The organism is Endozoicomonas acroporae (assembly GCF_002864045.1).
GTDB lineage: Bacteria > Pseudomonadota > Gammaproteobacteria > Pseudomonadales > Endozoicomonadaceae > Endozoicomonas > Endozoicomonas acroporae.
The window spans coordinates 66,029-87,029 of record NZ_PJPV01000050.1; the positions used below are offsets into that span (position 1 = coordinate 66,029).

A 21,001-nucleotide genomic window follows, 5' to 3' on the forward strand; every position below is an offset into this window, starting at 1 on the left:
AGAAGACAATCTATGATTGTCGTGTGTTGTTTTCAATTAGACTACTATTGATTATCTAAAACTTATCTACTCTCTTTTGTCAAAACTCTGTACCCCTTGGTATCCTTGACCTACAAGGGATTTCTTGCAAAAAATACGTCTGCCATATGCCGACATAGCGTCCACAGCATGCCGACATAGCGTCCACCAAATGCCGACATAAAACTTAATTTGTCCACCAAATGCCGACTTACACGGATGGTATGTCCACCAAATGCCGAGATAAAACGTATTTTGTCCACCAAATGCCGACATAGATGTATCTTAAAAACATTTATCTTCAACAGAATATATATTTTGTAGTTTGTTGACAGTGTGTCTACACCATAAAGACACGCAGGATTAGAAATTAGCTGCCTTTTTGAGAAGCGGAAAAACGACATCTTCCATACGTTTTTTACGTGCAGAAGAGGACTCTCTGGAAACATCAACCATTACCTTTTTTCCTCTGCCAGTAATCTCAATTTCCCATCCGTCGAGTTCATTTATCGTAATGAGAGCTTTTCTTACTGAGCTTCTATGGCTTCTTTGAGTACTTTCATTAAGTTCATCGAAATTCAAATAAATGTGCCTACAGAGTTTATCTATACTTATTTTTGATTTTTTCCCCTCAAAAACCCACCAACTTAGATAAACGAAGGTGAAGATTTCAGGGTCAGACGAAAGCTTTGAAAAATCAACTACATTTAGATATCTGGCATAATTAGCAATGCCCAATATAATGGACGAACTTACAGAATTAAGAACAACCTTAATCTTTGCTTTCTTATACTTTTCTTCCTTTTTTTTAGTCAGCTTATAGCTGATCAAAAATATAGTACTGGCTGACTCGTCAGATTGATAAGATATTGTGAAATTAGAAAGGTTTTCCATGACATTAAGGAATTGCTTGATTTGCGTTCCTCCTTGATTCAAACCTGCAATTCTCAAAATGTCCGCAACATAAAATTCAGAATATAATATTGTGTTGTCATCATCAATTCCTTTGTATAAGCTCTTTCTTAAATCACCAATCTCTTGGTTATTACAGTTTTTATTTACCTTAAATGAACTGTTAAAATCCGAAAACACTGAAAGAATTGCTATGAAAATTTTAAGATGAGTAGAACCAAATTGACTGGTAGATTGAAATCTATATCTTACTCCATCACTTATTTTCTCAAAATCAATCTTATCTTTAAGGTTAGGGTTTGGTTTAAAAATTTGATTAAGTGAAACTATGCTATCCATGTAGGCATTGCCGCTTATGGTTAAATAATTATTCGATTGTTTTGAATTTTTCATCTCTTGATCCTTGTTTATTATTATTTTGAATCGCTCCTTTTTTGTATTCTAAAGAATAACCTTCATTGTTGTTTGAAGCATTTATTTTATTTAGAAAAATAGGATCTTTCGGCACATTGCCATTATTTGCTTGAGCAGCAAAGTAAGCAACTTGACCATCTATCCCTCCATTTGAGTTAAATAACTTTTTATCATCAAGATAATCCGTCATAAAATAAGTAACACGGGCGAGAGCAACCAAAGACATTCCACCACGAACTCTATATATTGGGTCAATACTTTGATTTTCTTTTGTTAATTGAGAAGTATGGTGAACAAGAACAATTGCAGCATTACATTTAGTGGCTATTTTTAAAATCCTTCTTCCTAAAAGTTTGAAAGACTCATTATCTTCACCCATTGTATGTATATTTGTTGCATTATCAAGAATTACAAGTTTCTTACCTGTAAACATATCAATGAACTTTTCTTCCCATTTATCATTCATGATATCAACATCATATCCTTTTAATGAAAACAAATTTAGATTTGAATTAATTTTGCACCATTCTGCATCATCAATATTTAAATTCTCTTTAATTGTTTGGGTCTGTTCATTTATTTGATCTTGTGTATCTTCACAGGTAACAACAACCACTTCATTATTTAAATCTTGATTGACTTCTATCCCTATATCCTGATTTAAACCTGAGGCAATTAAAGCAAAATGTATCGCTAACTTTGTTTTGCTAACGCCTGATTTTCCAGCAAGGATTGCGAAAGTTCCAGTTTGAAGGCCGGGTATAATCTCAACAGAATTATCTTTATAATAACCACGGCCTTTTGTTAAATCGATTGGTTTAATATCTGGAATTTCTGTACTTGATTCTTTCATAAATTCTTCAAATGAAAGCTTCAACATGTTTGACTTACTCATTTGCAAACTCCCTTTTAGCTCTTCTGAAATATTCTTTGAAGGAGTTTATATTTAATGAAATCTTATATTTTTCACAGAATTCGTTGTGTATTTGAGAATAGGAATAGCCAGCTTCCTTGGCTTCCATCAGATCCTCTATTGAATTCTTAATATGTGTGAAGCAGCTATATTCCTGCTGCTTGTTTTTTAATCTGTCTGTTATGCTCATTTTTATTTCCTCTTTTTTGTTTGAGCGTTTCGACAATGTTTCGAAAACATTGTGACTATATTTTCACAATCGACAAATAATGTATACAGCTAAAGTATTGATTTAAAAGGATTTAGTTGACAAACCCCATTTTATGTGACATTATTTTGATAGGTTGTCATAGCCTCATATCTTTCAATATAAGGCTACAGCCCTTTATCTATATAGCTTTCTCTCTTCCTGAGAGGCTACCTCTCAAAGCCATTGTCGTTTTCTCTTTCTCTCTCAATCTTTACACTTTCTTTACTTTCAGGCTTGTCGATTTCCAGTGGTTTTTGGATCTCTTTTTGCTCTCGTTGATCTTTCTCAGCCTTTCGCTGGGCGACTATAGCCTGATGCTGCTCTCTATATATCTCTAGTTTGTCTTTTAGTTCAGGATTGCTTATCTGTATATGGTAATGCGAGGCAGCTAAACGACACATCTTGTCTTTAAATTCATCAGATCCGGTTAGCTCAACCCGATTGTTGAATTTTTGAGCACTAAGAAGCAGGCCAGCGGTTGCAGCCTTATCATCTATGCCAGCCTCAAAATCCACTGAACGACCATAATCCGTAAAGACTGTTCTTTCGTATTTCTTGAACTCTATGCCTTTATCATGGATAAATTCATGGGAAATATCCTTAAAAACATTATGGTATGAGCTGAACTCAGCTATTGGCACTGGTTGGAATTTGAAGCTCTGGTCTTCATTGTAAGCCCTGTCTTTTTCTTGCTTCTGCTGTCGTTTTGTCTCACTTCTAAGAATCCCTCTAGCAGCTTCAAAATGTTGATGCTCCTTATCTTTTGCGATGACATAGCAGTGGTCAAGAAAGCCTTTATCCTCAAAATCTTTTTTCGCTTGATTAAAGGACTTTCTCTTTGCTGCTATCTGAGCGTTTAGCTGAGTTCTTAGCTGGACGGTCTCAGCGGCATGAGTAGATTCAATAAAATTGATCTCCTGTTTGCTCTTAGCCTGATTTTTAGCATCTGCTTTTTTTAGATTAAGATCACATTTTCTATCTTTATTAAATTGCCTGCGCTCTTCTTTAAATTGCTTTTCAAGTTCTGCTTTCTTCTTTGAAAAGCTATCTTCATGTATTTTTTCAAGAGCTTTCTGTTGAATACTATAATCCTTTTTTAAAGCCTCTCTTGCAGCTTGTCTTTCCAAAACTCTTATTTCTCGCTTCGTAAGCTCAACAGTTGACTTGGATTTTAAGTCATCAAGCTCTGTCTTGCTGGCTTCAGAAAATCTGGTTGCCAGCTTATAAGGATCATGTTTATGAGATGGTTTATTGGCTTCATAATCAATAGTACTTTCATTATATTTGCCGAATTTTTGTTCTAATTTATCGAGAGTGAAGTGAGATCCAATGTCTCGTCCAGATCCATAAAACTGTTTTTCAGGTTCAAAATTGTGTGAAATTACTCTTAGCCCATTAGTACCATTCATTTCTAATTTGAGATTATATTCAGCCAGTTTTGCGTGATATGAATCCCAGTTATCAATGTGTTTATTTTTTAGTAATGGTGTTAATACTTTATTAATGTCATTGCTTAAAAACGATTTGAATGATTCATTGCCAGTATGCATTTCCAGCTTATCATGACTGGCTCGCTTGGGTTTTGGGTTAGGATTTTTGATTGGGATTTTTTTACCATCTGGGGAAATGCCGATGACATAATTCCCTAAATCGTGTTCGAAACCATGCTCCACCTCAACCATTCTAGCGGCGTAATGAGCTGTATTAATTTTGAAATGAGGGTTAATAGAGTATGGTTTTTCAATTTCATTAACGATCACTTTATTGATCATTAAATGCATATGAAGGCCATGCTTCTCCTGCTCATTATAATGAATAACAATTCGTGCTTGGCAGTCACCATATCCTGCTAACTCCATCCATCTTTTTGCGCCTGAAAACATTTGTTCTTCAGAAGGCTCCTCTTGTGGCTGAAAGCTAAGAACAACATGCTCAAGAGGTTTCTTCACTCTGGGCATTTTCGAAATTGTGTCCTGCATCCATTGTATCGTATCCTCATCTGATATCTGAGGCATGTTGAAATTAAGTACATTTTCTTTTTGATTGGTATGATCTTTTTTTTCTACGTCTGAGATGTACTCAAGCAAGTTACGCACATAATACTTTTGATCTTTTTTATCTATAAATTTCACAATCATTTTAGTTCTCCTTATTATTATTTTTTGCAAAATGATTCTCTAGTTCTTTATTTATCCAAACTAATAATGGGAGTGTGTCGCCACCATTTTTGATTCTATCAATAAGATGAATTGAATACTTACTTAAACATTGATAATCTCTGTTTCCATAAAAGTTATTTTCTATAATTCGATTCAATAGAGTGAGCATATTTTTTGTAATATCACGATATGATTTCTTGATATTGGAATGGTATTTGATGATGCCCAAGAGCTTTTTTAGTAGAACTAAATTCTCATTCTTAATGGTCTCTTTGGGGAGAATTATTTTTTTAAGAAGGCGTAGTCTGACATACTCAGATATTGTTTTATGGAAAGAACTTGCATCCTCTTTTATCTTTAATAGCTCATCTTCCGTGACTCGAAACTTTACCTCTAATATAGAAGAACTAGAGTCAGGTTGACCCCTGCAGACGTATTGATAGTTTGAATCAAATAATGAAGCTCTAATATAAGAAGAAAGATTGCTGAAGTCGTGGTTATTCGCTTGCTGTTGGGCGTAACTTTTTTCATCTTCAGTTAAATGGTAATAACAAAATTTATTTCTATTTGGCATATCCTTTTTGGCCTTGAAAGCAATTAAGAGCCAGAGGTATCGGAGACTGCAAGTCTCTGATCAGGATTCGCCCAACAAAAATACTCAAACGAAGTGAGAGTTTTTTGTGGTTCCATCTACAAATTTAAACGAAGTTTAATTTTGTAGTGGAAGGGCGCATCCTGTAGAAAAACCTTGTTTAATTACTTTCTCTTTCAGGTAGAATATCATACTTTATTTGAAATCAAAAATTTTGATCTTTTTTGTTTTCAATGGATCGCTTGTGATTGCTTTCAATGAACAATAAATTGGAGTTGATTTTCTGAATACTCGATTATTATTTTATGATGAATTTGTCTTTTATTTGAATATTGAATTTTTATTTATTAAATTTTGATTATTTTTATGTTTAGATATTTTTTGTGCTTTTTATTTCCATTGTTTTCCTTCCTTTATACCTTGGGTTAATCCTTGTTGAAAATAGCTTAATATCAGAGCTACATAAGAATGTTGATAGATTATTTATTACGTATTGACTTAAACAGGAATAGATTGTTGATTGAATGATTGATTATTTTCATACATTACTTTTACTGAACTGAATACAGAGTAGTTATTAAAGGCTTAATTCCACTCTTATCAAATCATGAATAATTTGATTTATCGATAAGAGAATAAAGCTTTAATTGTATAGTTTATCTCCTGATGTTCTTTATTAATAATGAAATCCTGAATTTAATTTAATAAAAGTAATGTATGAAAACAGAAAACTTGTGACTAATAATTTTAATTCAATAATTATCTTTTTATGATTTGATTGTGAATTAATTTCACAAAGAGTATTGAATTAATTTTTAATCTATGAAATAATAATTAAAAATAGAAACACAAATGAAAAAGCTTAAGAAGACCCACAACTCCATTGGAAAGAATTTTGACTCAGAGAAATTAAAATCTGAATTAAAAGCATTATCAGAAAACCCTCCTGTTGAGTATAAAGTCACAACTCGCACTATAATTGAAGATAACTTTAATTATATAAACTCGTTGATTAATGATAGAGTCCCAATCAAAAAGATTGTTGAATTGTTTTCACAAAACGACATAACCATTTCTGAAAGCACCTTTAAATCTTATTTAAGTAAAATAAAGAAAGAGAAGTTGCAGGCTTCTGAAATAGAAGTTGTATCTCCGGTTGATAATAAATCAAATGAATCTGGATTAAGTTCACCATACAGTTATGATGGAGAGCACAATAATGAGTGATTCAGAGTTTGATTATTATTACCAAGGATATTTTAATGAAGAGCCAACTAACGAGCTAAGAATTGAATATTACACTCTTAAAGAAAAGTTGAATCCTGATCAATCATGGGGGAACTTCATGAGAGATCAGTTCTATTTAAAAAGAGACAAAGAAAATCAGGAAAAAATACAAAAAGGTTTTGATTCAAGAATGAGGGAAACTGAAAACAGGTTGAATAACCTTGAACAATCATTTTTTGAAAGAATTGTCAGCAAGGCTGAAAACCCAATTGAAAACCTGATTAGCTTTGCAAAATTAGAAATTAATGATTATTCAGAAAGCATGGTGAAAGAATTTAAGAAGAAGATAAGAAACAAGAATAATTTCAGTCTGATTAATTCATTAATTATACTGGTGAGCGTTTCAGGAATTATAGCGATTGCTTTTGCGGGTGGCTTGGTTATGGGATCAGAAAATCCATTGTGGGCTGATTTTATCGTTGAAAAATTTATGGAATTAAAAAAGGGATCGGCATGACTCGATCCCTTTAGATGGTTACAGCGAGAATTAAACTCACTGAATTAACCATAACACGAATAATTAATTTAAGTCAATAATAAGGAGAATAAAAAATGATTAAGTTAACTAAGCGAGAAAAAAAGTCCATCGAATTCCTGAAGGAATTCTGTGAAAATTTATTGGAAGGTAAGACAACTGAATTGTGGATGCCTGATTTAAATTATCTGGAAAAAATGGGCATAAAGTTTAATTTGGTGACAGGAAGCCATGTTGAAACTTTTATTAAAGGGAAGAGCGATCCAGCTTTAAATTGGCATATCACCTGTGCTCACAGTGCTCCTTACCTTAAATATAAGGTCAGCAAGCAACACCTTCCTTTTCAGGTTAAAGAAATGAAAGAAAAATATAAAGGAGAAAAAAAATGAGTGACTATGAAGATGAATGCTATCGCTGCGGCAGCAGCTATTGCGATGGCTTAAAAAATTGTGAATGCGGTGAAGACATGCGATGCGATAAAGAATTTTGCTATCGCTGCGAGCAGGAAATAATGATCGAGAACGCTGTATTTCCTCCTGATGATATCGAGGAGGAAGAATAATGGCTTTTCATTTTAGAGATATTAAATCAGCTAGCGACAGCCAACTTGTCGCTGCTAAAAACAAATCTGGTAATTATTATCTTAGGGCTTTAATTGCTAAAGAAATGGCAGCAAGAAAGCATGAGAGAATCGGTAATAGATTTCATTTGAGATTAGCCAGAGAAATAAGAGAAACCATTGAATGGGAGATTAGGAGAATCCATAAATGCTAAATAATAATAAAAATCAAAATGTATTTGATGAAGAAAACTTGATAAATCTTGATCAAGAAGAAAAAAACAAACTTTTCCAGCTTGATGAAGAAAGGCGACAGCAGGCAATCAAAGAGTTTGAAGATAAAAAGCAAGAAGAAATAGAAAACTCAATTGATGAGCCTGATGGAATTAAAGGCTTTGATTATTATCGTGATGCGAATGCTTATGATAACGAGCAAGAGCTTAAGGAAGGACGTGAACGCAGTGAGCCACCTGTTGTCGGTGATAATGGTAGCAAGCATCCAGACGCTCTCCTTCATCGCTCATCAGAGCAATGGGATCGATTCGAAAATGAAAGAGATAGATTAATCGATAAGTCAACATCTCATAGATATAACCAAAAAGAGCAAGCTGAAGCTTCAAGAGAAGCGCTTGATATGCACGACAGACAAATGGCATCATCATTTTCTCGCTCAGCAATGACATGTCCTAATCATGCAAAGCGTGAGGAATTTAGAGAAAAGGCTAGAGAGCATTCTTTAAAGATTAAAGAGCGGGAGGAAGCCGATAGGGAACGCTGGGAAAAAGAGAAAGAACAGCAAACTGAGCAACAAAAGCTTGATGAGCAGAAAAAAGAAGAGATTCAAAAAGAAGAAGAGTTAAAGAAAGAAGATCTTCAAAAGCAGGAGCAAGAAAAAGAAGAATCCCAGAAAGACGATATTCAGGTTGATAAATCTTACGAAAAGCAGCTTGAAGAAAAAGAGAATCAAGCTGATCAAGAACCTCGTGATTTCCAGCAAGAGCTAAGAGATAGAGATCCATCGGTTAAGGCTGAGCATGAAAAAGAAACCCAGTCTGAACAGGATAGGGATTTTCAGAGAGAGCTTGAAGAATCCGAACAATCTCAAGATTTAAAAAAAAACAGGCTTCGTGAGCAACAAGACGAACACGAGCGATAATAATAATTAACTAAAGGAAACTATAATCATGAAAAAAATAATCGATAAAATCAAAAACAACAAATTAGTAAATTACCTAAGAAATAATGGTGATATTTTTGAAAGCCTGTCAATGTCATTTAATGACAGACGCTTCAATATCGCTAAAAATCATCTTAATGAAATTTACCCAGATGCTCCAAAAAACATCTTATGGGATGACAGACAAGCTACTCAAAAAGTAGAAGGAGTTGAAAAGAATTCGGATGAACATATTGTCCATCGTTTCAAAAACGCTCATCTTGGGATGAAAGCCAGTGATAACTTGGTAAAAAGAAACCGCTGGGCATTGCCATTGTTCATTATCACCACATTGCTTGCCGGGTATTTTTATTCCAAAGGTATAAATGCAGCCAAAGTTTTCTTGGTGGATTACAATACGCTGGTCGATTATCTCTCATATAGCCTGCTTGGTGTTTTTACATTATGGATGATTATGGTATCAACAGGGTATTTAAAGCCAGTATTCTCTTGGTTTTATATGCCTAAAGCACTGCTAAAGAAGCAACAAATCTCTGACGTATATACATTAATAAAAAGAACTCTTGTTAGAGATGTTGATGATGCACCAGATGATCTCAAAGACCAATTTCGCAATATGGTAATTGATGAAAATGGAGATTCTGTTGACGGTCAACTACTGGCAAGCGATATTAAAGAGCCAGTTCTTTTTCAAAAGCTAAATAACTATTTTGCCATTTATCCATTTCTTGCAATTTATGGCCTAATCGCAGGCATGAGTCTGAATTCAGCAGGCGGTAGTTTTCAAGAATTTATTGGCAGTGGAAATATAATTATTACTTCATTTTTCTCCATACCAGTTCTTGTTCTCATGATTATAAATATTTTCGATGGCGGAATAATGAAGAAAAGACAGCTTCTAGCTGAAGCTTCTGCTGAAAATAGTATTACCACTGTAATGATTGACACTGTTGGTAAGAGTCATCTAAAAACCATTGAAGAAACAAAGCAAACTCAAATTGAGAATTGTAAAAAAGATGATTCTGCATTTATTAAAATCGGTACATCAACAGGTCTTTTTGCAGATCGTCGTGATAATTACGCTCCCTCAGAATCAGGTATAGATTTCGGATTAACAGTAAATGATTTATCCGTCCACTGTCTTATAACTGGCGGAACAGGGTCAGGCAAAACGTCCTGTGCAATTCGCCCAATTCTTCGCCAGCTAAGGGAAAATACTGACTATGGACTTTTAGTGCTCGATGGAAAAAGCGCTTTACCAATCGAAATCGAGACTGGTTCTGATTATCAATTGATTAGCCCAAAAAGCGATGCTTTCAATGCTATTGAAGGGTTAAGCAGCGATGAGGTTGCAGACGGATTCTTCTATATGTTCAAAGGCAATGGCGGTGATAGCTTTTGGGATGAAGCCGCTAGAACTCTGGTTAGAGCTTCGCACTGCTGTCTGGATCTGGTTGACGAAGTACCAACAACTATGTCAAACCTTTATAAAGCATTAACCAATAATCAATTCCTGCATGACAAGCTGCTTGGAAATATTAACCGGCTATATAAAGAAGGAAAGCTCGATAGCTATGATTTGGCTCAAATCGAATATCGGGTCAACGAGTATCCTTCAATGCCTGATAAATCACGAGACAGCGTTTTATCAACCGCTAGAAACTGGTTATCAACAATTATCCACAACAAAAAGTTGGCTGCATGGGCTGACACCGAACATGGCGTAAAAGTCGAAGATGTTACTACGGGTTCGAGAATAGGCATCTGCTTACCCCAGAGCGAGTATGGTTATGCTGGTACTGTTATCAGCAATTTTGCAAAAAATCGTGTTTATAAAGCAATTCAACAAAGAGGCGATGTTTGGGAAGAAGGCCAAAAGCCAGTAATGGTAATTATCGACGAATGCCAAGAATTAATCTCAGATAATGCAGAAGGAACAATACTTCCTGTTGCCAGATCCCTTGGAATGATTGGGGTTTATAGTACACAAAACTTGATGGGACTTTACAAGAAAATGGGAAGCGAACATGCTGCAAAACAGATGCTAGGCAACCTGAAAAATTTGATAGCTTTCGATCCTAAAGATGAGGTATCCCGAAAGTTTATTCAGGAAAGGATGGGCAATGAGTGGAGAATTACAACAACTGCATCCCAAGGCTCAGGCGACACCAAGAGTTCAGTTAATGGTATTGTAAATAACGCATCAACCATTTTTGCAAATAACAATAAAGAGCTTGTTGATAACGCTGGCCGTTCAATTTTAGGTAATACCACCAGACAATTCTGGGGTAGTTCCATGGGTGCGCTCAAAAATGTATTTAAGCAAGATAATAAGCAGCAATCCTCAAAATCAGTCGAGGTTAAACTGATGCCATTGGTTCAAGCTGAAGAAGTTGAAAGCCTGCTAGCAAAACCAAATACTGCACTCGCCAGCATCGTTCGTGGCCGAGTTGTTCGCAGGGATGTAATAACACTAAAACCGGAATTTAATAATAATAATTAAGAGGACTACGAAAATGATTAAAGAAATGTTACCAGACCAACCAGAAGTGATATCCAAAGGCTCCCCATCAGAGGCGGGGAATTACAAAAGAATGGCAATTGCTCTTGCTATTTCAGCAGCAATTGTTTTTTCAACCAAAGGCTTTGATATTACCAAAAACACTTATGATGAATGGCAGGAAAGTCTTGCCTTGGAAGAGTTAATCGAGGCGAATACCAGCAAGCAAAAATTCTATCTCAATAAGATTGATTCTGAAATCACCAATCTGCAAGCTGCCATTAATAATATTCCTAATAAAGAATTTAAAGCCAGCCTGAAAAAACAGATTACAGATGAAAGAATCAAAATTGAAGAAAGAATGAGTAATTACCTTAATACTGATGCTTTCGATGAAAGAGCTAAAGGTCTAATAGACTCCCTCAATAGCAAGAAAACCGAGGTAATGCAGGAGATTCAAAAAAGAGATCTAGTTGCTCAATATCCATCATATTTTGAAAATTACAAAAAGCTCTATGGTGAATATCGTCAAACCACAAAATGGAGAAGTCATGCAGATTTCAAATATTATAATACCAAACAATTTTATAATGTCAGCAATGACATGCATTTTGATATTGTAAAGCAAAGGGTTGATGAAATTAAAGCCGAGCTAGATAAACTGCAAAAAATTATAGAAAATAATTATCTGATTGGTACTCCCAAAAAAGTAAGGTCACTTCTTGAAAAGAAGACAAATAATGTCATCTCAAAGTCGGAACCGAAACAACAAATAGTGTCAGTTGCTCAAATTGTTAAACCTGTAGCTAAAGCTGTTAAGCCAGTTGCACAGGCTGCTGAACCTGTAACTGAGTCTGTTGCTAAGCCAGTGATTGAGGCTAAGCCAGTCGATAAAAAGCCTGTAAATACAGTTAAAAGCGAACCTTTAGCCATTAAGGGTAGCCTGACTGTTAAAGTGCGTGATGAAGCTGGAAATCGCATCAATGGTGTGAAAATTTATCTGCTAGGCATTAAAGAAAGTTACTCCCATGGCGTTAAACTACCTGTAGGTAAAAATTACAGGATAAAAGTTAAGGCTCCAAGCATGGAAACTGTCGTTAAAACCATCAATCTGAATCAGGACGAAAAGACAGTAAATGTTACCATGAAGCCAGTTTTACAGGCAGTAATCATTACTCCAATATTTGCAGAGAATGGGAAGCGGTTTTCAGTTAATGACGGAAAATTAATGATTAATGGCAAGCCATACAGAAAAGGCATGAAGCTGAAAGCTGGTAAATATAAATTGCAGTTTGAACATAATACATTTGAAAATAAAGCTGTTGAATTAACTGTTGCAAACGGCAAAAGCGATTACAGATTTGATATCCAAAAGCGGAATGCAGTTAAAGATTTGGGTAATAGTATTTTCGGATTGTTTAATAAAAAGCAGTAATTGATAAACCGTCCGTCGCCATTTCAATTAAGATTGTCGTGGCGATTTTGATTTATTTAATTAATGTGTTATATTTAAAGGTAATAGAAAAAATCCGTTGGGACAGTTGTGTTCATTTAAAGGGGAGAGGACGGAGAAGAAAAACTAAATTTAAGGAGATTAACAATGTTCGGTACTATATTTTTTATTATGGCTGGTTCTTATGGATTTGTCTACCTAATTCATACAATTTTTGATGCACTGCCTGATATTTTACCTTATAACGATGTGATTAATTCACTGATTCCATTTATCAATGATGTTGCTAGTTTCACGACGATAAACGGCTATCGGTTTGAGCTAACTGTTGCTTTGAGCCTTCTTTTCGGTATACCGGAAGTTATCAGGCTTGAAAAAATGAGACAGAAAAATCAGGTTGCTCAATCCTGATAAGCAAAAACGATACATTAAAAAAAGGGATAAAATCTTATCCCTTTTCTTGTTGGCTAAAGAAAGTTAGCCATTTTTGATGGAATCCTGATCATCCCGATTAACCCTAGCTCTCGCCAAGTCATTCGCCTTCATTTTATCCTGAAGCTTCTGCTTCCTATCTTTCAGAAGATCAGAAATTGAGCCAGATGCACCTCCTGTCATTTTGCTAAAACCGCTTTGTATACTGCCCATTGCAGTCTGGGTTGATTGACCCACATCATTTTCACCAAAGCTTCTTGCCATACCTCCAGCAAACCATTCCATGATTTGCTCAGATAATTTATGCATAACCCCAACCACGTATTGGCAAATTTGATAAGCCAACATGACATAGATTACGAATATGGCAAAAAAGTCTAAAATTCCGGTTGTTGGTGCTGATAGCCAGCTATCTGAGGTTCTGATCTGATGAATATCAATAATTAAGCTGCTCGCCTTCCAAAACATCGTATTTAATACATCAAAAGCCACATATGACATAGTGATTGAAGCAATAAGACCGATAATCATCAGTGATGGTTTCATAATTACTGCCAACATCATTTGCATCGCTCTTTCAAGACGACTACCGCTTATTCCATCTCCCTCAGGGACGACCATCATGATTACTGCAAGTGGTGCAGCCACAACAGCTTCAATAACGGTTAATAAGTAACCACAAACCATTAATATCCAAGTCAGTAACGGAAGAAATGGGATTAAATAAGCCAGAAGGAATCCCATTGAGATCATTATTGTACCAATAATCACGATCTGGCTAACTAAAAACTTGCCAAGCCCAACAACGTATCGTATCGCTACTGCCAGAAATCCGGTATTAGTTCCTAAAAGGCTGCCCGGTCTGACATCCTCAATGGCAAATAGCCTGCTATAAACTGCACCAGAAACTAAGTAAGCCGTTGTTGCGAAAGTATTGCTTATATGGCCGATTGAACTTAAAACTCTAAATGGGCTTGCCAGCGAGCCATTCTGCTCACCAATCGGATCATCGGACGTATAATCAGATGCCAAGGTGTTTAGTACGTTTTTAGCATACCGAGCGCCAAACTTACTGCCAACATTCTCTGGAATATCGCAATCATTAATATTTCGCTTACACTGGTCTACTTTAGCCTGCAAGTCACTTTCTGGACTAACGCTAACAGAATTAATTTCTCTAAATAGACTGGCAATAGTTCTTTTCGCCACATCGTATTCATCAATTACATTTTGACAAGAATCATCGTCAGTGAAAAACCCTTCCTTGGATTTACATTGGTATAAATTCAACGAAAGCTCTTTACTTACGATAGAATTATTTACAACATCTGAAATTGTTCGCTGAATAATATCCTGACTTGCAGCTAGTTCATGATACCAAGTACCAGCCATCATCCAGCCGCCCTCTTTAAACTTGTCACTCATTTTCTTAGACATATGATTTTCTTTTGGTACTTTGTTTAAAATTTCTTTAACAAAATTATCACTTGCTTTTCTTATTGCAATAGCGGTCATTACTTTAGCTAAATCAAAATAATTTAAAAGCATGCTGTAATAATCTTCATCGGGATCTGCGAGCGCCCGCTCAATTGTTACACCGAAGGGTTTTAATCCGGTTTCTGGATAAGGAAACTCGTTGGCATAAATTCTTTTTGCATGATATGTAATAGCTAAAGCTACAGGTAATAATTCGTTATATGTTTTAGAAAGTTGATTAAATGTTTCATTAGATGCAGCAATTTCAATAATTTCTTTATAGCTTGCATTATTATTATTCGTTCCGAATAATTCTTCATTTACATAATCAACTTTGTTTTTAATCTGTCTTTCTGATGCCGTACCAGACTTTCGAATTTCTCCGCATTTACCAGTAATACCACCAAATTGTATAACTAAAGCATTCGGATTATTGAATAATTTAGAAAAATCTTGTCGCCCGATTGTGAACTGATTCGTGTTCGCTGGATATTTAATATCTGCAATCAATCTACCAACTTCTTTTCTATCTTTATCTCTTGCTATAGCTATAGTTCTTGAATTCACAGATCTTTGTGAATTATTAGTTTTTTGATTATTCGAAGCAAATCTTAAATGGGCTTCAGTGCAGGCCAACTGATCAACTATTTTGGCTATGTTATTCGCATCAAATACAACCTGATTTGAAGCAATAAATCGCTTTAACTCCCCTGATTGGTTGGCAGGAGTTTCATTACCAAACATTAAATCAACTGAATGATTCCATAAAATGGTTGCTGCGTTTGAGCCTAAAATTATTAACCAAATAACGGCAATCTGTGCTGCTGATAATACCGCTTTACCACCAATGGATATTGGCATTATTAATCCTAAGCCAACAGCCGTTCTTAGCGGAACCCATAGGCTTGACCATGATTTACCTAAAACCTCACCAGAGCTTGCAGAAGCCAGTGCTCCGCCGATCATGGTATAGGAGATAATAATGACACCAAGAATTAATGCTAGGACATTTGTGAAAGCAATAACCTCAGTTAATATTGTTGTTTCACCACTGAAAATTACACCTGTCTTGTCAAATGGTTGAAAAATATAATCGCCAAACATGGTTTTCATCCATTTGTGGGCGTAATCATTTTCCAAATTAATTTTAGATTCTAAAATATCTGTGATTTGTCCTTCAATGATTTCTCTGCCAGCATTATTATCTTCTGCCATCAATTGGCCTGAAAAAATAAGAATTAATGAAAGAACTAATGCACTTGTAACTCCTTTTATTAAACTGTTATTCATTTTGTTCACCTTTTATTTTATTGTATTTGCTTCCTCCTTTGAATTTATTGAGGATTTCATTAATAACGTCAGTTACTGATTTCAAAGCATTCTCTTCTTTATAATTAAAGAGAAATGCATGATTTTCGGCTGTAACTAAAGCTGTTAGAGTTTTATCACCCTGAGCTAAGCGCTGTCGCCTAGCTTTTCTTTTGCAGGCGTTTTGTTGCTTATGGAGAAGTGTTTTATCAATCATTTTATTTACCCTCCTGTACAAGAGAGTCTTTAATAATATTGTTTTTTTCTAATCTCTTTCTTTTTATATATTCAATTCCCAAGCAGATAACGCCAGCCATGATAGCCACTCTGGCAGCAATCTCGATAGTAGGATCTAATATAAATGAAGCGATCACAAAAAATGATATTGAAAGAACTGATAAAGCGGTGAAAGCATATTTAAATATCTTGCTTGCGCGAATTAATTTATCAAAAGTCCATTCAAGAACAGCTTTAATGGTTTTAAGATTTTGGTTTTTTAAATTTGTTTTCATTGTATTATTTTTATTATTAATTTAATAATACCACGAATTGTCCAGAACAAGAAAAGTTTTTTTAACTTGTCAATGTATTTTTTTAAATAATTTTCGATAATTACCAGTGTCGTTTGATTTTTCCTTTATTCAATAAGGAAAAATGCTGCTGCTTCTTTATTTGTTAATAACCCTAATGCCATTAGTTTTCTACTTCGTTTTTTCAGTATCTATTTCGGCTTCATGATTTGTTTTAAAACTAAGCGAGTGCGTCTCTTCCTTTGCTCAGCATTAATACTGTAGATTTTCGTATTCCACTATAAAACATGTGACGTATAGTCAGTAGACTTAAAGTCTACATGTGTCAATGATACCTCCGCAGTAAAGGAGGCTATCATGCTAAAGAACGACAATATACTTCTTTCCTTCGGAGAGACTATCCACAAGTATCGTGGAATTGCTGGCTTAAGTCAGGAGTCGCTTGCAGAAAAAGCAGGTCTGGATAGAACATATATAAGCTCAGTCGAGCGAGGACAGAGAAATGTCAGCCTGCTCAATATCTGCAAATTAGCAAATGCTCTACAGTTGCCTCCCTCCGAACTTCTTGTGAATGTTGGGAGGTCGGCGTGAATTCTATCGATACCGCCTACCAGTTTTATTCTCGGCATATTTTTGATCGTGAGAAAATCCAACTTCTTCGCTCCCACAATTTAAAAGTTGCTGGTTCTGTACCTTCGGTCTTATGGGAGCTATTTGGCGCTTTACTTACAGGAAGATCCGGGGCTGGCACAACAGGGGCTGATCTCCTTGGGTGGGAAGTTAAATCTGCCAAATCTGGAGGATCGTATGAGTACCAATATCATCTGAATACAGGTGAGGCCAAGTTGCAGGAGGATTGCATAGTAAATCACCTATTTTGTACGTATTCCGATACATATGATGATGTTACTGTAAAGGTACTTACAGGGGCTTCGCTTGCTAATAACCATTTCAATGTGTGGCTGCCTCTATATCGTGCGAATTATGACCGCAGTGCTGATGCTCAGGCACGGAGACAAAGGTTTAGAAAAAGTATATCTTTTGGTTACGTTCGTGATCATGGTGAGTTGGTATTGCAGATTACTGGTGGAGTTATAGCATACAGGGATGATGGTATTATTCGTAGATATAACGAGAGGTTTGTTGGATGAAGTTTGCTGAGTTTTTTGCTGGAGTTGGCCTTGTAAGAGAAGGGTTGTCCAGAGATGATTGGAGTTGTGTTTGGGCAAACGATATCTCGGAAGACAAAAAGTCAACTTACGTGGAAAACTACGGAGATGACCACTTTGTGCTGGGCGATATCTGGGACATCTCGCAGGATCTTTCATCTATTCCGGATGATGTATTTCTCTATACAGCGTCTTTCCCCTGTACGGATCTTTCCGTTGCCGGTAATCGTTCAGGGCTTGCAGGGAAGCAGTCTGGCACTCTTAATGCTGTATTGCATATCCTTGATAAGAAGCGGGAAGCTAAGCAGGAGCCAAAAGTTGTCTTGCTTGAAAATGTGAAGGGCTTTCTCACTTCCCATAAAGGTACTGATGCAGCAAATACGGTCAAGAGCTTTAGTGAGCTTGGGTATTACGTTGATATCATTGAACTAGATGCAGTGATGTTCACACCTCAAAGTCGTCCGAGAGTTTTCTTCGTGGCTGTGCATCACAGTATTGCCAAAGAGGTCATGATTCTCAAACAGAAGGGAACCATTCTTGACACATGGTGGGCAACCTTTGATGCAAATCCTAGCTTACGATCTAAGGCCGTTAAAAATATAATTTCTCAAAATGAGGATCTCAATTGGGGGTTGATTGATATAAAAGCACCTAAAGCTACAGGTTCAGTTTTGGCTGATATTATCGAAAGCAATCTACCTGATGAACAGCATCTGTGGTGGAGTAAAGATCGAAAGGAGCACACCTATTCTCAAATGAGTCCTGCTCATCAACTTAAGCTACAGCAAATGTGTAATAACGACCATTTTTCATATGGCACTGTATATCGCCGTATGAGAAAAGGTTTATCTATGGCTGAACTTAGGACAGATGGTGTTGCTGGCTGCCTAAGAACGCCAAGAGGTGGTTCTAGCAAGCAAATTCTCATTAGGGCTGGTTATGGGGATTGGAGCGTTAGGCTTTTAACGCCAAGGGAGTATGCACGTCTACAGGGTGTGCGTGATGATTTTTGGCTACCCGAAAATCACAATAAGGGCTATTTTGCTATGGGCGATGCTGTGTGTGTGCCTGTAATAGAATATATATCTGAAAATATTATCACTCCAATTTTTCATCACTGGGAAAAATCAACTGCTTGAGGCTTTCTGCCTCTTTTTTTTCGAGTAGCTTCAACAAAACGCTATGAACTCTAAAAGTTTAATACTTGCGCTCTTAATTTTTCCAGTTTTTGGATGGTCAGATTTAGTTAAACAAAGTAAATCTGGCATATGCCATGACACTAACAGCTCATATTACAATCGAGTTAAGAGCTTCAAGCCATACGATAATCTTCACGAATGCCTAAGTGATGGTGGCCGCCTTCCAAAAGTATATAAACCAAATTCTGATGATAGCTTTACTGCGAAAGGGAGCAATATTCCGAAGTATAGTCGCTCATATTTCGGCAATGGCTGGTCTGACGATGACAAAGATTGCATTAATACAAGGCATGAGCTGCTTATAAAGCAAAGTAGTTCAACTGTTGATAAAGGTAGCAATAAATGCACTGCGAATCGTGGCAAATGGTACGATCCTTATACTGATAGAACCTTTTATGAAGCTCGGCAAGTTGATATTGACCATCTTGTGCCTTTGAAATGGGCGTGGGATCACGGAGCTTATCACTGGACTCCAGAAAAACGGAAGCGGTTTGCAAATGATGAGTCAAATTTGTTTGCAGTTCAGGCCAGCGTTAATCGTGAAAAAGGAGCATCAGGTATTCTCGAATGGTTGCCACCAAACCGGAATTTTCATTGTCAATATATACTTAGGTTCAACCGTGTTGTTAAAACCTATGAGTTAGTTTTGTCGGCAGGAGAAACAACAGACTTTAAGAAACTCCAGTCAGAAAAGTGCTTGAGATAAACAATAATGCCGCTCTCATAAATTTATTAAAATCATTTATTTATCTGATGGAACTTAAAGAGGCATTAAGCCTCTTTATGATTACGCTTTATTTTTTTATCCATTTAGATCTTTATAAGCTTCTTCGTATATACGCTCTCGAATAGGCGACACTTTACAGCTAAAGTTTTTTATAAAGTAATAATTTAATAAATCAACAGTTCTATCGATAAAATCTCTTGCTGTTTTTTTTGATATTTTATTTTCAATATAACCCCCATAAACATGAACTGAAAACAAATCATGATCATCTTTATCAATAGCAAATGAAAAATCAGTACTGGTAATTCTATTTTCAATAAATGAATAAATCACATCAAAATTATAATATTTATCTTCATTGAAATTAATCATAACTTTAATGTTCTTCTTTCCCTTAAAGATTTTCTTGGCTAAGAAATCTTCATACTCTTTATGAAGCCTTTCTTTTTCAATTAAATCATTTAATGTATCTCTTATAGAATTAAGGTCATTATTTTCTTTATGGTTTTCAATAAATATATGATTTTCAGCAGATAGATGAGTATTGATATTTACGTAACCATTTTCTTTTAATTCAGCGTTTTGTTTTTTATGCAATTCAGCCTGATTCTGATATCTTGTTTTAATCATTAGTTAAATCTCCGTTATTATTATTATCGTTATTCTTTTTAAATTTGTTCTTGAAATGTTCTTCAAGCTTGCGATTCTCTTCAGCATAAAAATCTTTTGTTTTGGATTTTTCTCGAATCGAGACATTGATTTCCTGAATCACTTCTCTTTCTTTATCATTGCTTTTCATATTTTTTCTAATGTTATGATTTGATTTTAAATCAATCATGTTGATTAAGTCAACAGTTAATTCATGATTTCATTAGTAAGTCAATTGTCGTATTGCTGTTTTTCTTATATCCTATATAAGGATTTAAGGATAAATTATTTTTTCAATTTAATTAAAAGAAGTGTGTTTTTAACAATTAAAACCGAGTTTGTTGACAACCCATTTTTTATAAGCCATTAAATCTGTTTTGGGTTAATTGACAATTATAAATTGATAAGCCATTAATTCGAAAAGTTACTGTTCAATATTTGATCAATGTCGTTTTTTGATTAAATTTTTTTTAAAGAAAGTACTGGACATTCGTTTCAGAAAGTTTTAAAACTTAATATAACGCTGAGCGTGAGAAACTCAGTTAAACCACAACAACAAAAAGCTAAGGAGAGAGAGCTTATGGATCGGATTTATAATAATGAAAAAGGTAAAAACTGGATCTCAGGCCAAAGGACTTATTGATACTATTACTAGTATTTTGGATGAAAACAACTACTCGTATTGTAAAAAGAGCGTTCAGGAGTACGCCGAACTCAACCTGACTGAAAAAGATAACATAAAAGTACTTAAAAAGTCGAGAAGGAGAGCAAAGAGAATGCTCTCACAGAATAGTGCTGCCTAA

At 35.4% G+C, this 21,001-nt stretch carries 24 protein-coding genes; 14 read left to right on the top strand and 10 right to left on the bottom strand.

The features are described 5' to 3' along the window. Positions 1-381: 381 nt before the first annotated feature. From repC to CX664_RS08925, 5 genes are all read right to left on the bottom strand, one after another. Entirely contained in the window at positions 382-1,323 is a 942-nt protein-coding gene (gene repC / locus CX664_RS08905) for a replication protein C, IncQ-type (RefSeq protein ID WP_101746390.1), read from the bottom strand. Then, positions 1,298-2,239 carry an AAA family ATPase gene (locus tag CX664_RS08910; protein ID WP_101746391.1) on the bottom strand — a complete coding sequence of 314 codons (942 nt, stop codon included), beginning with the start codon at positions 2,237-2,239 and terminating at the stop codon, positions 1,298-1,300. Before CX664_RS08910 ends, repC begins: the two co-directional genes overlap by 26 nt. Beyond that, positions 2,232-2,447, bottom strand: a complete 216-nt coding sequence (locus tag CX664_RS08915; RefSeq protein WP_101746392.1) for a hypothetical protein — start codon at positions 2,445-2,447, stop codon at positions 2,232-2,234. Before CX664_RS08915 ends, CX664_RS08910 begins: the two co-directional genes overlap by 8 nt. 227 nt (positions 2,448-2,674) lie before the next feature. Continuing rightward, positions 2,675-4,645 (bottom strand): relaxase/mobilization nuclease domain-containing protein, encoded by a 1,971-nt coding sequence (locus CX664_RS08920; RefSeq protein WP_101746393.1) that lies wholly within the window; start codon positions 4,643-4,645, stop codon positions 2,675-2,677. A 1-nt stretch (position 4,646) separates the two neighbouring features. Further along, a complete protein-coding gene (locus CX664_RS08925; RefSeq protein WP_101746394.1) occupies positions 4,647-5,240 on the bottom strand; it encodes a plasmid mobilization protein in 594 nt (197 codons plus the stop codon). 870 nt (positions 5,241-6,110) lie between these two features. Here CX664_RS08925 and CX664_RS08930 point away from each other — a divergent pair. From CX664_RS08930 to CX664_RS08965, 9 genes are all read left to right on the top strand, one after another. Beyond that, a complete protein-coding gene (locus tag CX664_RS08930; protein WP_101746395.1) occupies positions 6,111-6,485 on the top strand; it encodes a hypothetical protein in 375 nt (124 codons plus the stop codon). Beyond that, on the top strand, positions 6,478-7,002 hold the full coding sequence (locus tag CX664_RS08935; RefSeq protein ID WP_101746396.1) for a hypothetical protein: 525 nt from the start codon (positions 6,478-6,480) through the stop codon (positions 7,000-7,002). The genes CX664_RS08930 and CX664_RS08935 overlap by 8 nt, the downstream gene beginning before the upstream one ends. Positions 7,003-7,097: 95 nt before the next feature. Beyond that, positions 7,098-7,409 carry a hypothetical protein gene (locus CX664_RS08940; RefSeq protein ID WP_101746397.1) on the top strand — a complete coding sequence of 104 codons (312 nt, stop codon included), beginning with the start codon at positions 7,098-7,100 and terminating at the stop codon, positions 7,407-7,409. Further along, on the top strand, positions 7,406-7,582 hold the full coding sequence (locus tag CX664_RS26300; RefSeq protein WP_180966436.1) for a hypothetical protein: 177 nt from the start codon (positions 7,406-7,408) through the stop codon (positions 7,580-7,582). Before CX664_RS08940 ends, CX664_RS26300 begins: the two co-directional genes overlap by 4 nt. Further along, entirely contained in the window at positions 7,582-7,794 is a 213-nt protein-coding gene (locus tag CX664_RS08945; RefSeq protein WP_101746398.1) for a hypothetical protein, read from the top strand. The genes CX664_RS26300 and CX664_RS08945 overlap by 1 nt, the downstream gene beginning before the upstream one ends. Further along, the gene (locus CX664_RS08950; RefSeq protein WP_101746399.1) at positions 7,788-8,735 is read left to right on the top strand and encodes a coiled-coil domain-containing protein; all 948 of its coding nucleotides are present in this window, start codon (positions 7,788-7,790) and stop codon (positions 8,733-8,735) included. The genes CX664_RS08945 and CX664_RS08950 overlap by 7 nt, the downstream gene beginning before the upstream one ends. A gap of 28 nt (positions 8,736-8,763) precedes the next feature. Beyond that, entirely contained in the window at positions 8,764-11,259 is a 2,496-nt protein-coding gene (locus CX664_RS08955) for a type IV secretory system conjugative DNA transfer family protein (RefSeq protein ID WP_101746400.1), read from the top strand. 13 nt (positions 11,260-11,272) lie between these two features. Then, positions 11,273-12,691: a hypothetical protein gene (locus CX664_RS08960; protein ID WP_101746401.1), complete on the top strand. Its 1,419-nt coding sequence runs from the start codon at positions 11,273-11,275 to the stop codon at positions 12,689-12,691. 165 nt (positions 12,692-12,856) lie between these two features. Next, a complete protein-coding gene (locus tag CX664_RS08965) occupies positions 12,857-13,120 on the top strand; it encodes a hypothetical protein (RefSeq protein ID WP_101746402.1) in 264 nt (87 codons plus the stop codon). Between the two features lie 66 nt (positions 13,121-13,186). On the opposite strand, the gene CX664_RS08970 is transcribed toward CX664_RS08965, so the two are convergent. From CX664_RS08970 to CX664_RS08980, 3 genes are read right to left on the bottom strand one after another with little or no spacing between them, the layout of a single operon-like run. Next, a complete protein-coding gene (locus CX664_RS08970; protein ID WP_101746403.1) occupies positions 13,187-15,907 on the bottom strand; it encodes a DotA/TraY family protein in 2,721 nt (906 codons plus the stop codon). Further along, the gene (locus CX664_RS08975) at positions 15,900-16,142 is read right to left on the bottom strand and encodes a hypothetical protein (protein WP_101746404.1); all 243 of its coding nucleotides are present in this window, start codon (positions 16,140-16,142) and stop codon (positions 15,900-15,902) included. Before CX664_RS08975 ends, CX664_RS08970 begins: the two co-directional genes overlap by 8 nt. A gap of 1 nt (position 16,143) precedes the next feature. After that, positions 16,144-16,437, bottom strand: a complete 294-nt coding sequence (locus CX664_RS08980) for a hypothetical protein (RefSeq protein ID WP_101746405.1) — start codon at positions 16,435-16,437, stop codon at positions 16,144-16,146. 375 nt (positions 16,438-16,812) lie between these two features. Here CX664_RS08980 and CX664_RS08985 point away from each other — a divergent pair, with 375 nt between their 5' ends. From CX664_RS08985 to CX664_RS09000, 4 genes are read left to right on the top strand one after another with little or no spacing between them, the layout of a single operon-like run. Beyond that, positions 16,813-17,046 (top strand): helix-turn-helix domain-containing protein, encoded by a 234-nt coding sequence (locus CX664_RS08985; protein ID WP_101746406.1) that lies wholly within the window; start codon positions 16,813-16,815, stop codon positions 17,044-17,046. Then, positions 17,043-17,606, top strand: coding sequence for a hypothetical protein (locus tag CX664_RS08990; protein WP_101746407.1), 564 nt, complete (start codon positions 17,043-17,045; stop codon positions 17,604-17,606). Before CX664_RS08985 ends, CX664_RS08990 begins: the two co-directional genes overlap by 4 nt. Then, complete coding sequence (locus CX664_RS08995; protein WP_101746408.1) at positions 17,603-18,763, top strand: DNA cytosine methyltransferase; 1,161 nt, start codon at positions 17,603-17,605, stop codon at positions 18,761-18,763. The genes CX664_RS08990 and CX664_RS08995 overlap by 4 nt, the downstream gene beginning before the upstream one ends. Before the next feature lie 43 nt (positions 18,764-18,806). Then, positions 18,807-19,529, top strand: a complete 723-nt coding sequence (locus CX664_RS09000) for an HNH endonuclease family protein (RefSeq protein ID WP_101746409.1) — start codon at positions 18,807-18,809, stop codon at positions 19,527-19,529. Between the two features lie 96 nt (positions 19,530-19,625). Here the strand turns inward: CX664_RS09000 and CX664_RS09005 are convergent, their stop codons facing one another. Both CX664_RS09005 and CX664_RS09010 read right to left on the bottom strand, forming a co-directional pair. Next, on the bottom strand, positions 19,626-20,180 hold the full coding sequence (locus CX664_RS09005) for a hypothetical protein (protein ID WP_101746410.1): 555 nt from the start codon (positions 20,178-20,180) through the stop codon (positions 19,626-19,628). Beyond that, positions 20,173-20,388, bottom strand: a complete 216-nt coding sequence (locus CX664_RS09010; protein WP_101746411.1) for a hypothetical protein — start codon at positions 20,386-20,388, stop codon at positions 20,173-20,175. Before CX664_RS09010 ends, CX664_RS09005 begins: the two co-directional genes overlap by 8 nt. Before the next feature lie 409 nt (positions 20,389-20,797). On the opposite strand from CX664_RS09010, the gene CX664_RS09015 reads away from it, so the two are divergent. After that, entirely contained in the window at positions 20,798-21,001 is a 204-nt protein-coding gene (locus CX664_RS09015; protein WP_101746412.1) for a hypothetical protein, read from the top strand.

What these genes read in the sequence shown, in the direction of transcription:
- CX664_RS08955 (WP_101746400.1), top strand. Translation starts at nt 8,764, where the DNA reads ATGAAAAAAATAATCGATAAAATCAAAAACAACAAATTAGTAAATTAC.
- CX664_RS09010 (WP_101746411.1), bottom strand. Translation starts at nt 20,388, where the DNA reads ATGATTGATTTAAAATCAAATCATAACATTAGAAAAAATATGAAAAGC.
- CX664_RS08995 (WP_101746408.1), top strand. Translation starts at nt 17,603, where the DNA reads ATGAAGTTTGCTGAGTTTTTTGCTGGAGTTGGCCTTGTAAGAGAAGGG.
- CX664_RS08960 (WP_101746401.1), top strand. Translation starts at nt 11,273, where the DNA reads ATGATTAAAGAAATGTTACCAGACCAACCAGAAGTGATATCCAAAGGC.
- CX664_RS08970 (WP_101746403.1), bottom strand. Translation starts at nt 15,907, where the DNA reads ATGAATAACAGTTTAATAAAAGGAGTTACAAGTGCATTAGTTCTTTCA.
- CX664_RS08910 (WP_101746391.1), bottom strand. Translation starts at nt 2,239, where the DNA reads ATGAGTAAGTCAAACATGTTGAAGCTTTCATTTGAAGAATTTATGAAA.
- CX664_RS08985 (WP_101746406.1), top strand. Translation starts at nt 16,813, where the DNA reads ATGCTAAAGAACGACAATATACTTCTTTCCTTCGGAGAGACTATCCAC.
- CX664_RS08930 (WP_101746395.1), top strand. Translation starts at nt 6,111, where the DNA reads ATGAAAAAGCTTAAGAAGACCCACAACTCCATTGGAAAGAATTTTGAC.
- CX664_RS26300 (WP_180966436.1), top strand. Translation starts at nt 7,406, where the DNA reads ATGAGTGACTATGAAGATGAATGCTATCGCTGCGGCAGCAGCTATTGC.
- CX664_RS08925 (WP_101746394.1), bottom strand. Translation starts at nt 5,240, where the DNA reads ATGCCAAATAGAAATAAATTTTGTTATTACCATTTAACTGAAGATGAA.
- CX664_RS08975 (WP_101746404.1), bottom strand. Translation starts at nt 16,142, where the DNA reads ATGATTGATAAAACACTTCTCCATAAGCAACAAAACGCCTGCAAAAGA.
- CX664_RS08940 (WP_101746397.1), top strand. Translation starts at nt 7,098, where the DNA reads ATGATTAAGTTAACTAAGCGAGAAAAAAAGTCCATCGAATTCCTGAAG.
- CX664_RS09000 (WP_101746409.1), top strand. Translation starts at nt 18,807, where the DNA reads ATGAACTCTAAAAGTTTAATACTTGCGCTCTTAATTTTTCCAGTTTTT.
- repC (WP_101746390.1), bottom strand. Translation starts at nt 1,323, where the DNA reads ATGAAAAATTCAAAACAATCGAATAATTATTTAACCATAAGCGGCAAT.
- CX664_RS08945 (WP_101746398.1), top strand. Translation starts at nt 7,582, where the DNA reads ATGGCTTTTCATTTTAGAGATATTAAATCAGCTAGCGACAGCCAACTT.
- CX664_RS08965 (WP_101746402.1), top strand. Translation starts at nt 12,857, where the DNA reads ATGTTCGGTACTATATTTTTTATTATGGCTGGTTCTTATGGATTTGTC.
- CX664_RS08950 (WP_101746399.1), top strand. Translation starts at nt 7,788, where the DNA reads ATGCTAAATAATAATAAAAATCAAAATGTATTTGATGAAGAAAACTTG.
- CX664_RS08935 (WP_101746396.1), top strand. Translation starts at nt 6,478, where the DNA reads ATGAGTGATTCAGAGTTTGATTATTATTACCAAGGATATTTTAATGAA.
- CX664_RS08980 (WP_101746405.1), bottom strand. Translation starts at nt 16,437, where the DNA reads ATGAAAACAAATTTAAAAAACCAAAATCTTAAAACCATTAAAGCTGTT.
- CX664_RS08915 (WP_101746392.1), bottom strand. Translation starts at nt 2,447, where the DNA reads ATGAGCATAACAGACAGATTAAAAAACAAGCAGCAGGAATATAGCTGC.
- CX664_RS09005 (WP_101746410.1), bottom strand. Translation starts at nt 20,180, where the DNA reads ATGATTAAAACAAGATATCAGAATCAGGCTGAATTGCATAAAAAACAA.
- CX664_RS08920 (WP_101746393.1), bottom strand. Translation starts at nt 4,645, where the DNA reads ATGATTGTGAAATTTATAGATAAAAAAGATCAAAAGTATTATGTGCGT.
- CX664_RS09015 (WP_101746412.1), top strand. Translation starts at nt 20,798, where the DNA reads ATGAAAAAGGTAAAAACTGGATCTCAGGCCAAAGGACTTATTGATACT.